General features: G+C 72.9%; 10 protein-coding genes and 1 pseudogene. 9 read left to right on the top strand and 2 right to left on the bottom strand.

Annotated features, from left to right (window positions below):
- Positions 1-336: 336 nt before the first annotated feature.
- From IEZ04_RS03335 to IEZ04_RS03300, 8 genes and pseudogenes are all read left to right on the top strand, one after another.
- Positions 337-928 (top strand): annotated as a pseudogene (locus IEZ04_RS03335) (Uma2 family endonuclease).
- A gap of 49 nt (positions 929-977) precedes the next feature.
- Entirely contained in the window at positions 978-1,292 is a 315-nt protein-coding gene (locus tag IEZ04_RS03330) for a calcium-binding protein (protein ID WP_229820809.1), read from the top strand.
- A 67-nt stretch (positions 1,293-1,359) separates the two neighbouring features.
- Complete coding sequence (locus tag IEZ04_RS03325; protein WP_189215052.1) at positions 1,360-2,490, top strand: hypothetical protein; 1,131 nt, start codon at positions 1,360-1,362, stop codon at positions 2,488-2,490.
- A 642-nt stretch (positions 2,491-3,132) separates the two neighbouring features.
- Complete coding sequence (locus IEZ04_RS03320; RefSeq protein ID WP_189215051.1) at positions 3,133-5,385, top strand: plasmid pRiA4b ORF-3 family protein; 2,253 nt, start codon at positions 3,133-3,135, stop codon at positions 5,383-5,385.
- A 78-nt stretch (positions 5,386-5,463) separates the two neighbouring features.
- Positions 5,464-8,403, top strand: coding sequence for an SCO1167/SCO6262 family helicase (locus IEZ04_RS03315; protein ID WP_189215050.1), 2,940 nt, complete (start codon positions 5,464-5,466; stop codon positions 8,401-8,403).
- Positions 8,404-8,455: 52 nt separating this feature from the next.
- The gene (locus tag IEZ04_RS03310; protein WP_189215049.1) at positions 8,456-9,730 is read left to right on the top strand and encodes an SWIM zinc finger family protein; all 1,275 of its coding nucleotides are present in this window, start codon (positions 8,456-8,458) and stop codon (positions 9,728-9,730) included.
- Positions 9,731-9,808: 78 nt separating this feature from the next.
- On the top strand, positions 9,809-10,075 hold the full coding sequence (locus IEZ04_RS03305) for a hypothetical protein (RefSeq protein WP_189215048.1): 267 nt from the start codon (positions 9,809-9,811) through the stop codon (positions 10,073-10,075).
- Positions 10,072-10,464 (top strand): PIN domain-containing protein, encoded by a 393-nt coding sequence (locus tag IEZ04_RS03300; protein ID WP_189215047.1) that lies wholly within the window; start codon positions 10,072-10,074, stop codon positions 10,462-10,464. The genes IEZ04_RS03305 and IEZ04_RS03300 overlap by 4 nt, the downstream gene beginning before the upstream one ends.
- A 333-nt stretch (positions 10,465-10,797) precedes the next feature.
- Here the strand turns inward: IEZ04_RS03300 and ychF are convergent, their stop codons facing one another.
- Complete coding sequence (ychF, locus tag IEZ04_RS03295) at positions 10,798-11,886, bottom strand: redox-regulated ATPase YchF (protein ID WP_189215046.1); 1,089 nt, start codon at positions 11,884-11,886, stop codon at positions 10,798-10,800.
- 524 nt (positions 11,887-12,410) lie between these two features.
- Here ychF and IEZ04_RS35750 point away from each other — a divergent pair.
- Complete coding sequence (locus IEZ04_RS35750; RefSeq protein ID WP_308429766.1) at positions 12,411-12,836, top strand: DUF6542 domain-containing protein; 426 nt, start codon at positions 12,411-12,413, stop codon at positions 12,834-12,836.
- A gap of 10 nt (positions 12,837-12,846) precedes the next feature.
- On the opposite strand, the gene ppgK is transcribed toward IEZ04_RS35750, so the two are convergent.
- Positions 12,847-13,590, bottom strand: coding sequence for a polyphosphate--glucose phosphotransferase (gene ppgK, locus IEZ04_RS03285; protein WP_189215045.1), 744 nt, complete (start codon positions 13,588-13,590; stop codon positions 12,847-12,849).
- Positions 13,591-13,677: the final 87 nt, after the last annotated feature.

Below are 13,677 nucleotides of genomic sequence, written 5' to 3'. Positions count from 1 at the left end.
CGCCGCTCCGTGCTGCGGCGCGAACACGTGCGGACGGGCGCGGTCATTCCGGCCCAGTGGCGTTCTGCGCATCGCTCCCGGACCAGCGCGGATCCAGCAGGGAAACCCCACCATCAGAAGGCCCTTCGTCAACGTCAACGGTTCCCGGGGCAACACCCACGAGGTCGTTTCCCCCTCCTCTTCCTCAGCGTTACGGCGAATTCGCCGTCCGGCCGCACATCGACACGACGCACGCGAGGCTCGTCACAGTGACCAGGACGTGGCCCGCTTCACGCTGAGAGACGGCTCGTCAAGGAACTCGCGGCTCGAACCGGCCCAGGTTGCCACGGTGGTGCCATGACCGCCCTGCCCGACTGGATGCGGCCGCCGCGCCCGGAAGGATGGTTCGCGGAGGACCTGGACCGCCTTCCCGAGGCGCCCCGCCACACCGAGCTGATCGACGGAGCGCTCGTCTTCATGATGTCGCCGCAGAGGTCGTGGCACGGCCGCGTCGTGACCGGCCTGACCACCACACTGATGGCGCAGGCCCCGGAGGGCTTCGAAGTCGAGCGAGAGATGACCATCCGCCTCGACGCACGCAACCGCCCGGAACCGGACCTCCTGGTGACGACCGCCTCCTACGACCCGGACCGCACCTGGTACGCGCCGGAGCAGGTGCAGCTCGACGTCGAGGTCGTCTTTCCCGAGACCGCCCACCGCGACCGCAGTGAAGCTCCGCAAGTACGCCGAAACCGGCATCCCCCACTACTGGCGCGTCGAGGACGAGGAGGGATCGCCCGTCGTCCACGTCTACGAACTGGACCGGCCGACCTCTGTCTACGCACCCGTGGGCATCTTCCGCGGCACCATGCGACGCCCAGTACCGTTCGCGGTCACCTTGGACTTCCACAGCCTCGTCCCGTCGCTGAGTAGCGGAGCAGCGGAGTAGTCGACCGAGGAAGGCCCTGAGCCACAGACCCGGCCAGTACCGTGTTCCTGTGCGCGGGCAGCTGAGTGACGCAGACCTCGACGAGCTGGTCGAGCAGGCCACTGTGGACGCCTATGGCAGCGAGGAGCAGCTCACGGGCCTGTTCACGATGCTCTCAGAGCATCTGGCCGTCCCGTTCAAGACCGTGATCCTCGGTGTCGAGGCCACCGTGGAGAAGGTCGACCTGCTGCCCGGCAGCGGGATCGTGGCGATCTGTGCGCGAGGCGGGCACCGGCAGGCCATCGGCATCCTCGACCTTTCGTTGCCGGTCCCGGCACCCCAAGGCACCAAGTGGATCCATGCCTACCGCCACTGGGGCCCATAGGCTGCCGAAGCGCACCGTTCGCCGCATCATGCGTGTGACCGACCGCAGCGGCGATAGGGTCCGCCCTGTGAGCGAGTACCAGTACTACGAGTTCCAGGCACTCGACCGGCCGCTCAGCCACGAGGAACAGGCGCAGCTGCGAGCCATCTCCACCCGGGCCCGGATCACCGCCACCAGCTTCATCAACACCTACGAGTGGGGTGACCTGAAGGGCGATCCGCGCCGCATGACCGAGCGCTACTTCGACGCCCACCTCTACGTCACCAACTGGGGCACCCACCGGCTGATGCTCCGCCTGCCCAAGCAAACCCTGAGTCTGCCCACCGTGCAGCCCTACTTCCTCGACCCCCACGTCGACGCCTGGACCACCCGCACCCACCTCCTGCTCGACCTGACCAGCGAGGACCAGGAAGGCGACTGGATCGAGGGCGCCGACGACTCACTGGCCGCCCTCATCGGCGTACGCGACGAACTCGCCACCGGCGACCTGCGCCCCCTCTACCTCGCCTGGCTCTCCGCGCTCACGGCCTGGGAACTCGAGGACGACGAAGAGCAGGAGTACCAGGCCTGCCCAGAGCCGCCCGTCCCGGCCGGGCTCGGCGAACTGACCGCCTCACAGCGCGCGCTCGCCGATTTCCTGCGCGTGGACGAGGACCTGCTGGCCGTCGCGGCCCAGTCCAGCCCCGCCGCACCCGAGAAGCCGACCAAGCACACGAAGAAGGAACTCGTCCCGCTGATCGCAGCACTGCCCCAGAAGGACAAGGACGCCTTGCTGCTGCGGCTCGCCCTCGGCCCGGAACCCGGGTTGCGCGCTGAACTGCTGCACCGCCTGAGCAACACCGCCGCACCCGCCACGGCCCCCGGACGCCGCTCGGCCGCCGACCTCCTGGACGCCGCGCACGCCCTGCGCACGGACCGCCGACAGCGCGCCGAAGCCGACCGGGCCGCGGCCCGTGCCCGGCACCTGGCTGCCCTCGCGGACGACGCCGACTCCGTCTGGCAGCAGATCGAGGCACACCTCGCCACCAGGAAGCCCAGCGCCCACGATCAGGCCGTCACTCTCCTCGCCGACCTGCGTGACGCCTGCGCCACCACCGGACGGCACACCGACTTCCGCCGGCGCCTGACCCGCCTGCGCGAGGCCAACCGACACCGCCCCGGGCTCATCCAACGCCTCGACCGCCACGACCTGCGGTGAGGGCCAGGGCCTGTCCCCAGTCTCCCTCGACCACCACTCGACGTCCCCCGTCAGCACGGACCGGGACGTGTAGATCTCATGTTGTCCACTGCCCGCCGCCCCCTGCCTCCGGCCGACCGACACACCGTCGGGTCCGACCAGCGCCGACCCTGCGACCGGAAACCCAAGCCGGATCCCACCATTGCCACGCACCGCACCGACGTGCGACGACAGGACCATCTCTCCCGGACACTCCGCACTCGACGTACCTGCGGAACGCCACCACCTTCGAACGGGAAAGGCCCCCTGACCTGCAGAAGCGCAAGCCGGGGCCTTCCGTTCGAATGATCTATACGCTGAACCGGGATGACGGCCACGGAACCGTCACCCGCCCGAACGCGGCTCGCGGCCCACCGAACCAGCGGGGATCCAGCATGGGCGCCAGGAAGCAGCCGCAGCATGCCGTTCGCGGTCCGGTGCCGACGTCGCGGCGGACTCGCCCTCACGGTGTGGCGCACGCGCGAGCGCGCCGAGTGGTTTCCGCCAGGCGCCCGGACGGGTGGCCCGCGGCTGCCAGAATGGGCGGGTCAGCCCTTGGCGTACGCGGCGGGCTCCGATGTTCCCCGGCGCGTGTGCCGCCGACGATCGGGAAGCTCTCCGCCCATGAACGTCCAGCATGGCTCCGCCGAGCGCAACTCTTCCGTCCACCAGCTCAAGGTGCAGCTGGCGGGGGTGGAACCGCCGGTCTGGCGCCGTCTGGTGGTGCCCTCGGATCTCACGCTGGGCTCGCTGCACGACGTGATCCAGTCGGCGTTCGGCTGGCACGACGCACACCTGCACGTCTTCGAGGACCGCCGGGGCGAGCGGTACGCCCCACCCGGCGAAAGCGTCGGTGTCCCGGCGCTCGACGAGGAGGAGACCGCTCTCGCGGACGTCCTGCCGCACGCCGGCGCCCGTATGGACTACACCTACGACTTCGGCGACGACTGGCTGCACCGGATCACGGTGGAGGCGGTGCGTCCCGCCGGGCCGGGCGAGGGCGGGCTCGCGCTCTGCACGGGCGGGCGGCGGGCCATGCCGCCCGCCGAGGACCTCGGCGGCGTGTGGGCGCTGGCCGAGCTGCTCGGCCGGTACGAGGCCGGTGAGCGACCGCGCCCCACCGTCGTCCGGCACGGCGGTGGGGGTGAGGAGGAGAAGGAGTACGCCGGTCCGCACGACGCGGTACTGGCCTGCCTGTACGAGGAGGGCTTCGACCCGGCCGCCTTCGACCCCGCCGGGATCGGCCGGGCACTCGCCGGAACCCGGCTGCGGCGGACGACGGGCGCGGGGCGCGGTGGACGCGACGGAAGGCGCGGGCGGCCGGTGCCGCCGGGGACGTACCGCTGCGAGTGCGGCGAGCTCCACCCGACGACCGGCGACTCCGGCGACGGGCCGGCCGGGGAGGAATCGCTGTCCGGCCTGTTCGAGGCCACGGGCCTGAGGCTGCCCGCCGTTCGGCTGCCCGGCGACGCGGAGCTGGCCCACGCGGTACGCGGCGTCCCCGTCTTCATGGCCGCGGTGCGGCTGGGGCACTGGTGCGCGGACGGGAGGGAGCTGACCTCGACGGGTGTTCTGCGGCCGGAGCCGGCCCGGCAGGCGATCGAGGAGGCCGAGCTGTGGCGCATCGCCCCGGACGACTGGGGCGACCCGCGGGACCGGGCGGCCCGGCTGGCGAGGATACGCAGCGCGGGCGGCATGGAGCTGCTGGACCTGCCCTGGGAGTGGGCGCTGAACTGCGGGTTCGTGGAGGTGGACGGCAAGCGCGCGTACGCCGGCGACGCGCTGCCCGACAAGGAGGACGACACGGCCCTGCTCGCCGCCTGGCAGGAGACGGTGGCGGGCGCGGCGGTCGAGTTCTCCCTCTCCGTCCCCGTACTGGACGACCCCTTGGCCGCACTGCGGGAGCTGGTCGACGAGGCCCCGCCGCTGGTCTTCCTCATGCTGCTGCACGCGTACGGGCTGCCGGACGGTAAGTGGCTGGACGTCGCCGGTCACCTCGCGGACGGCTTGGAAGGGCTGGCGGAGGGCCCGGCCCGGGAGCTGGTGTCGCTGCTTCTGACCGAGCAGTACGACTACACCGCCGAAACGCTGGAGCTGTTCGGCGCCGCCGAGTTCGAGGGCGACGAGGATCCGGTGGACGACGGTGTTCCCGCCCCGCCGGCCGACGGCCCAGGCGGACTGCTGCCGGCCGAACGTCTCCGGCTCACCCCACTGGGTCGCTCGGGCCTGCGTGTGCTGCTGGTCCGGGCGGGCGTCCCGGCGCCGGTGATCGGCTCGCTCGCCCGGGCGGACGCCCGCGAGCTGCTGGCCGCGCTCACCTCCTACCCGTCCGAGGCGGACGCGGCCGCGGAGGTCGCGGGCTGGCTGGCCGGGCGCTCCGCCACGGACGCGGCGGTGCAGGTGGTGGACGCCTGCGACGGCACGGAGCCGGCCGACGCGCTGCGGCGCCTCCAGGCCCCGCGGGTGCTGGCCGCCGTGCTGGCGGCGGACGAACCCGGACGGGCGAAGGCGGTGCTGCGCAAGGCCGCCGTCTCCCGGGTCACCGGTTGCTCGCACGCCGCGGCCTCGATGCTGCGCCGGATCGGGGAGCCCGCCGAGGACGGCGCGGCGTGGGGCCTGGAGTGGATGCTGGTGGACGGCGCGCTGCCGGTCGCGCGCCTCGGTGAACAGGCGCTGCGCGAGCGGCTGCTGACCGGTGCCGGAGAAGGCGTACGCCCGCTCGACCAGATCACCGAGCGCGCCGACGACCTGTGGCGCGCCGGTCATCCGCACTCCGGCGAGGTACTCGGCGCGCTCGCCGACGCCGTCAGGCCGGTCGACAAGTCCCTGGCCAAGCGGCTGCGGAAGGCCGCGTACAAGGCGGGAGGCACCAGGTGAGCCGGTCCACGGCAACGGTCGACGCGGGGAACGCCGCATGAGCCGACTCGTGACCGAGTCCGAGACGGGGGACGACACATGAGCCGACTCGTACGGGAGACCACCGCCGCCGGCGCCGTACCACTGGCCGATCCCGCTGCCACGGCCTGGGCACGCGAGCGACTCGCGGCCGGCGGCCTGGCGGCCGTGTTCGTCCCGGCCGATCCGGGGCAGCCGGCCCGGTTCGGCCGCCTGGTGCTCTACCGGCCCTCCGCCGACGCACGCCGCGTGCCCGCCCAGGCCGCCGCTCCCAAGGGAGTGGAGCGGGTCCGACTGCCACTGGTCCTGCCCCACGGCGGCGGAGTGCGTACCCGTACCGTGGAGGGCTGGGCACTCGGCTGCGGCGACATCCTCGCCCTCCTCCTCGACCCGCCCGCCTCCGGGGTCCATCCCTCGCTCGCCGGATGGGCGGCCGTCGCCCGCCGCGCTCTGCAGCTGCTCGGCGAGGGGCGCCTGTACCCGGCGCTGACCTCCGACACGTACACCACATGGCGCTTCGGGCCACCCGGCGCACGCGGCAAGCGGGACCTGGACGCGCTGGCCGCCGCCCTGCCCCCGTACGCCCACAACCTGCCCGCGCCACGGACCGGCGACCGGACGCCGTTCATCGCCGACCCGGTCGCCCTGGTCGGGGAGTTCTGCGACGCGCTCGCCGACACCCTGCCGCGCACTCCGGCCACCGGCTGGGCCATGCCCGGCAACCCGTACGCCGACCGGGCGACCGCGCTGCACCCGCGGCTGGCCGCGTGGGCCGCCGAGGTCGAGGCCGAGCGCGCCGCGCGGGTGAGCGTGGAACTGCGGGTCGAACTCCCGGCCGGACGGCGCCGTGACGTCCGGGCGGCGCTGCAACTGCGCACCGCCGCCGACCCGTCCCTGGTCCTGGACGCCACCGAGCTGTGGGCCGACCCCGGTCGAGCGCAGCGTCTGCTCGGTCCGCACGCGGAGGCCGAGACCCTGCTCGCACTGCGCCGCGCGGCCCGCGCCTGGCAGCCGCTGACCCGCCTGCTCGCCGAGGCCGCCCCCAGTGCGCTGCGGCTGGACGACGAGGAGACCATGGACCTGCTGGGCGACGCCACCGACGCGCTGCGCGCGGCAGGCGTGCACGTGCACTGGCCGCGGGAGCTGGTCAGGGCCCTTCAGACGCGGGCGGAGATCGGCGCGGCCACCGCGCCGGGCGCGACCGTGGACACCCTGCTGGGCCGTGACACCCTGCTCGACTTCTCCTGGCAGGTCGCCCTGGGCGGCGAGAAGCTCACCGACGCGGAACTCGACCAGCTCGCCGAGGCCCGCCGCCCCCTGGTCAAACTGCGTGATCAGTGGGTCGTCGCCGATCCGGGGCTCGTGGCCCGGCTGAAGCGGCGGCGCACCCGCGAACTCGCCCCGCTCGACGCGCTGCAGGCGGTTCTGACCGGCGAGCTGGAGGAGGACGGCGAGCGCGTCCCGGTGGACGCGGCCGGCGCTTTCGGCGAGCTGGTCGCCCGGCTGCGCGATCCGGAGGACCGCGCTCCCGTCCGGGTTCCGGAGGGCCTGACCGCCACCCTGCGCGGCTACCAGCGGCGCGGCCTGGCCTGGCTGGCGGACATGACCCGCCTGTCCCTCGGCGGGATCCTCGCCGACGACATGGGCCTGGGCAAGACGGTCACCCTGCTCGCCCTCCACCTGCACCGCCAGGAGCAGGTGGACACCGCGGGCCCCACCCTGGTGGTCTGCCCGGCCTCCCTGCTCGGCAACTGGCAGCGTGAGGCCGCCCGTTTCACCCCCGCCGTGCCGGTGCGCCGCTACCACGGTGGCGAACGCACCCTCGACCACCTCGCCGACGACGAACTCGTCCTGGTCACCTACGGGGTGCTGCGCCGCGACCGGGCTCACCTCGCCGCCGTGAAGTGGTCGCTCGTCGCCGCCGACGAGGCCCAGCACGTCAAGAACCCGTACGCCACCACCGCCCGCGAGCTGCGGGCCCTGCCCGCCCGCGCCCGCGTCGCCCTCACCGGCACCCCGGTGGAGAACAACCTCTCCGAGCTGTGGGCGCTGCTCGACTGGACGACCCCCGGCCTGCTCGGCCCGCTGTCCGCCTTCCGCGACCGCTTCGCCAAGCCCGTCGAACGCGCCGCCCTCGGCACGGACGACGAGGAGGAAGCCGCCGAGGCGGCCCACCGGGCCGCCGCACGGCTCACCCGCCTCACGCGCCCGTTCCTGCTGCGCCGCCGCAAGTCGGACCCGGGCGTCGCTCCGGAGCTCCCGGCCAAGACCGAGACCGACCACCCCGTCACCCTCACCGGCGAACAGGCCGCGCTGTACGAGGCGCAGGTCCGCGAGGCCATGGCCGCCATCGAGGAGGCCGACGGCATCGCCCGCCGTGGCCAGGTCCTCAGACTCATCACCGCGCTCAAACAGATCTGCAACCACCCCGCCCACTACCTGCGGGAGAGCGGCCCGCTGCCCGGCCGCTCCGGCAAGCTCGAACTCCTCGACGAACTCCTCGACACGGTGGTCGCCGAAGAGGAGGGCGCCCTGGTCTTCACCCAGTACACACAGATGGGGCGGCTGCTGGAACAGCACTTCGCCGACCGCGGTGTCCGCGCCCGCTATCTCCACGGCGCCACGCCCGTGCCGCGGCGCGAGGAGATGGTCGCCGCCTTCCAGCGGGGCGAGTTCCCCGTCTTCCTGCTCTCCCTGAAGGCCGCCGGTACCGGCCTCAACCTCACCCGCGCCACCCACGTGGTCCACTACGACCGGTGGTGGAACCCCGCCGTCGAGGACCAGGCCACCGACCGCGCCCACCGCATCGGCCAGGACCGCCCCGTGCAGGTCCACCGGCTCACCACCCAGGGCACCGTCGAGGACAAGGTCGCCCGTCTGCTCGGCGCCAAGCGCGCCCTGGCGGACCAGGTCATCGCCTCCGGCGAGGCCGCCCTGACCGAGCTGTCCGACACCGACCTCGCCGAACTCGTCGCGCTGTCGAAGGAGTTCGACGCATGACCCGCACGACCTGTACGACCCGCACGACCCGCACGACCGAGGAGCTCACGGCATGACCCCCGCCCGCAAGGCCCCCCGCAGTGGCACGCGCGCCTTCGCCGCCACCTGGTGGGGCCGGGCCTGGGTGGACGCCCTGGAGGGCTCCACCCTCGACGCCGGACGTCTCTCCCGAGGCCGCACCTACGCCCGCAAGGGCATGGTCGGCCCGGTCACCGCCGCCCCCGGAGCACTGCGCGCCAAGGTCGAGGGCAGCGCTCCCCGGCCCTACGACTCGACGGTCCGCCTCCGCGTCCTCACCGACGCACAGTGGGAGACCCTCCTCGACACCATCGCCGCCCGGGCCGGCCGTACCGCCGCCCTCCTCGACGGCGAGATGCCCGCCGACCTCGTCGACGACGCCCGCGCCGCAGGCGTACCCCTGCTGCCCGAACCGGGCGAACTGGACCCGGAGTGCTCCTGCCCCGACTGGGGCCACCCCTGCAAGCACGCCGCCGCCCTGTGCTACGCCACCGCCGCCCATCTCGACTCCGATCCCTTCTGGCTGCTCACCCTGCGCGGCCGCACCAAGGACGCGGTTCTCACCGCGCTGCGTACCCGCCGCCGAGCCCTCACCGGCGCCGCGTCACCGGTCGGCAGCGCGCCCGGCAGCCGGGGCGTGCCCGCCCGCGCGGCGTTCACCTCCTGGGACGGCACCTTCGCACCGCCCGCATCCGAACCGGCCGAGAACCCACCCGGCGCCGCCGCTCCCGAAGCGGTCCCTCCCCCGCTCACCAGTACGCCCCCACCCGACGCCTCCTTCACCCTGGACGACCTCGGCACACTCACCCAGGACACCGCCCGGCGCGCCCGCCGCCTCGCCGCCGGGCACACCGCCTCACTCGTCTCCACGCCCGTCGAGGACGCCGTACGTCTCGCCGCCTCCGGCATCGGCGAGGCCCGCTTCCACCACCTCGTGCGCGCCGCCGGCCTGCCCCCGCTGGACTTCGCCCGCCTGGTCCGCGCCCACCGCCACAGCGGACCGGCCGGCGTCGCCACCGCCCGCGCCTCCCTCACCCCCGACCCCGCGGCCATGGCCGCGGCCCGCACCGCCCTGACCTCTCCCGACACCGCGGACGGGACCGCCGGCACCCCGCCCCTGCGCGTCTGGCGCAACCGCCTCACCGTCGACGTCGAAGGCATCCAGATCCGCCTCGGCCCCGACCACCGATGGCACCCCTATGTCCGCGAAGGCCGCGGCACCGCCGCCGAGTGGTGGCCCTGCGCTCCCGCCACCGCCGACCCGGCCGCGGCCCTCCTCGCCGCCCGGACCGCCGCCGTGGCGCACTGAATGGAAGGCCGCCTTCCGCTGCCCCTCATGTCGACTGCCTACCCTCACACCGCCGCCATACCGCGCTATGGTGTTTGCATGGCAAGCAAGAAGGTGACCATCACCCTCGATGAATCCCTGGTCGAGGCCCTGGCCGGTGCCGCCGAGGAGGAGGGCATCCCGCTCTCCCGGCTCGTCGCCGGAGCGGCCGAGCGGGAGCTGCGGCTGCGGGCCGGCCGGGCGGTGATACGGGAGTGGCAGGCCGAACACGGCGCCTTCACCCCGGAGGAGCTCGCCGCCGCGCGCGCCGACATGGCCGCCGCCGACGCCGAATACCTCAGCAGCCCGGGAGTCTCGGCAGCGTGAACATCCCCTACCTGTACGACGCCGGTGCACTGATCGCCATCGACAACGGTGACCGGCGCATGTGGGCTCGCCACAGTCTGGCTCTCGACGACGGCCGGGACATCCACGTTCCCTCCGTCGTCGTCAGCCAGGCCTGGCGGGACGCACGCCGCCAGGTCAGGCTCGGCAAGTTCCTCGCAGGATGCCACGTCGTGCCCGTGGGCCTCGAAACCGCCAAGGCCGCCGGCATCCTCTGCGGCAAGGCCGGCACCGCCGACATCGTCGACGCCACCGTCGCCGTCATGGCGGCCGGCCTCGGCGCCATTGTCTGGACCTCCGACCCGGACGACATCCGCGCACTCGTCGACACCCAGGACGTCAAGCCCGCTCCCGTCATCCGCACCGTCTGACCCGCGAGCGGGTCTCCGGCAGACGTTGCCGACGCACCCCCGGGTCGGACTGCCCTCTCGTCCGGCCGACCGGGGAGCAGGAATCACGCACCACCACGGCACATGACCACACGCCGAACGAGCCAGCTGGAACCCAGCAGCCGTCACCGCGACCGAGCCGTCACCCACCGCTTCCGGTGACCATGCCAGGCCTCGGTCCTGCGAACACATGCGAACGGCTGCGGTGCGCCGGCTCACGAACGGTGTGGGGGAACTCCGCGAACGCGGCAGTCATACGCCTCGACAAGCTTCCTGACCTGCAGCTTCGTTACCGAGGCCAGGAAGCCGGAACGGTCACACGTTGAACCGGAACTCCACCACGTCCCCGTCCTGCATCACATAGTCCTTGCCCTCCATGCGCGCCTTGCCCTTGGCGCGTGCCTCCGCGACCGAGCCGGTCTCCACCAGGTCGGCGAAGGAGATGACCTCCGCCTTGATGAAGCCCTTCTGGAAGTCGGTGTGGATGACGCCGGCGGCCTCGGGGGCGGTGGCGCCCTTCTTGATGGTCCAGGCGCGGGATTCCTTGGGGCCGGCCGTCAGGTAGGTCTGCAGGCCGAGGGTGTCGAAGCCGACGCGGGCGAGGGTCGCGAGGCCGGGTTCGTCCTGGCCGACGGACTGGAGGAGTTCGAGGGCCTCGTCCGCCTCCAGTTCGGCGAGGTCCGCCTCCAGCTTGGCGTTGAGGAAGATCGCCTCGGCGGGGGCGACCAGGGCGCGCTGCTCGTTCTTGAAGTCCTCGTCGGTCAGTTCGTCCTCGTCGACGTTGAAGACGTAGAGGAAGGGCTTGGTGGTGAGGAGGTGCAGGTCGTGCAGGAGCTCGTTGCGCTCGCTGCCCTGGACGATGCCGTGGGCGAAGAGCGTGTCGCCCTTCTCCAGGATCTCCTTGGCCTCCTCGACCGCCTTGACCTTCGGCGCCACGTCCTTCTTGATCCGCGACTCCTTCTGGAGGCGCGGGAGAACCTTCTCGATGGTCTGGAGGTCGGCGAGGATCAGCTCGGTGTTGATCGTCTCGATGTCGTCCTTCGGCGAGACCTTGCCGTCGACGTGGACGACGTTCTCGTCCTTGAAGGCGCGGATGACCTGGCAGATCGCATCGGACTCGCGGATGTTGGCGAGGAACTTGTTGCCCAGGCCCTCGCCCTCCGACGCGCCGCGCACGATGCCCGCGATGTCCACGAAGTCGACGGTCGCCGGGAGGACGCGCTGCGAGCTGAAGATCTCAGCCAGCTTCTCCAGGCGGGGGTCCGGGACGCCCACGACGCCCACGTTCGGCTCGATCGTGGCGAACGGGTAGTTGGCCGCCAGCACGTCGTTCTTGGTCAGGGCGTTGAACAGGGTCGACTTGCCGACGTTGGGCAGACCGACGATTCCGATCGTGAGCGACACGTTGCGACTTCCCGTACGTGAGGATGGTGGAGGACTGGGTTTCGGTTCCCCGGCCCCGGTCTCTCAGGTCTTCCGTTGCACACTGCCGACAGGGATGACGCGCGGGCCGATCCACCAGTCTACGGCGTGCGGGCTGTCGCTCCGGCGGGCCTGTCGAACACCGGGTCAAGCTCTGCCGTCCGGCGTGTCAGAGGGGCGAATCGGCACATTAAACGATTTATGTTGGCCCGATGGAGCAGCACAGGACGCGTCTTCAGCCCGGACACGGACACGGACACGGCGGGCACGGCGGGCACGGACATGGTGGGCACGGACAGCGCCATGGCCGCCATGGCGCTCCTGTCCCGTCGCAGGCGGGCCGGGACAGACCCCCGCCAGGGCGGTCCGCGCGTCCGCCGGGCCGGACGGCCGGCGGACGCGGGCGAGGAGCCGTCGCCGCTCTCCCGGGCCGGCGCGCTGCCCCTGCCCCGGCGCCGCCGAAGTCACCGGCCTCCGCGGGCCGCGTCCTGCGGCGGCTGCGGCGGTTGCCGCGGCTGCCGAACCCGAGGCTGACGGGGCTCGGCGGGGCGCTCTTCTGCGGTGTGTCGATGCTCGCGCTGGGCGGAGTGGACCAACTGTTGCTCGATGCGTCGCTGGTGGCGTACGGCGTGCTGTTCCTGCCCGTCAGCGTGCTGACCGCGCTGTGGGTGCGGCGGGGCGACATGCTCACCGCGCCCGTCCTCGTACCGATCGCGTTCGCCGTCGGACTGCTCCCCGTGGCGGGGGGCGACGGGCTCACGGGGCGTCTGGTGGGTCTGCTCACCGCGCTCGCCATGGCGGCGGGCTGGCTGTACGGCGGCACGCTCCTCGCGGGTGCGATCGCGACCGTACGCAGGGTGCGGCCGGCGCGTCGCAGGCCGGTCGCCCGGCAACCGGTCCGGTCGCCGCGGCCACGGCACCGCACCGCGTGAGCGCGGGCCGCTAGCCCATCGCCGCCCGCATCGCCGCCCCCACGATGCCCGCGTTGTTCTGCAGCTCCGCCGGGACGATCTCCGCCTCGACGCCCTCCAGCAGCGGCAGGAACTTGTGGGCCTTGCGGCTCACGCCCCCGCCGATGACGAACAGCTCCGGCGAGAAGAGCATCTCCACGTGCGCCAGGTACTTCGAGACGCGGCGCGCCCAGCGCTCCCAGGACAGGTCCTCGTCCTCCCTGGCCCGGCTGGACGCGCGCTTCTCCGCGTCGTGGCCGTTCAGCTCCAGGTGGCCCAGCTCCGTGTTCGGCACGAGGGCACCGTCCATGAACAGCGCGCTGCCGATGCCGGTGCCGAAGGTGAGCATGATGACCGTGCCCCGCCGGTTCCGGCCGGCGCCGAACCGCATCTCGGCCACGCCCGCCGCGTCGGCATCGTTCAGCACCGTCACCGGCAGGCCGCCCAGGCGCTCGCCGAGCAGGGTGCGCGCGTCGATCCCGATCCAGTTCTTGTCGACGTTGGCCGCCGTGCGGATCGTGGTGCCGCCGGCGACGACGCCGGGGAAGGTGACGCCGACCGGGCCCGTCCAGCCGAAGTGGTCGACGACCTCCTTCACGGTGTCGGCCACCGCCTCCGGAGCGGCCGGATGCGGGGTCAGTGCCTTGTAGCGCTCGTCCGCGAGGTCGCCCCGTTCCAGGTCCACGGGGGCGCCCTTGATCCCGGACCCGCCGATGTCAACGCCGAAGATCTGCATGGACCCACGTTACGTCGTACGGCGGACGGCGAAGTCCGGCGCGGGGCACAGCCGCTGCTCGTGAGGTGCCGGACCGGACACCACCCG

It is taken from the genome of Streptomyces ruber (genome assembly GCF_014648075.1).
GTDB classification, from domain to species: Bacteria; Actinomycetota; Actinomycetes; order Streptomycetales; family Streptomycetaceae; genus Streptomyces; species Streptomyces ruber.
Note: the sequence above shows the minus strand (reverse complement) of the source record. Positions and strands in the feature narration are given on the sequence as shown.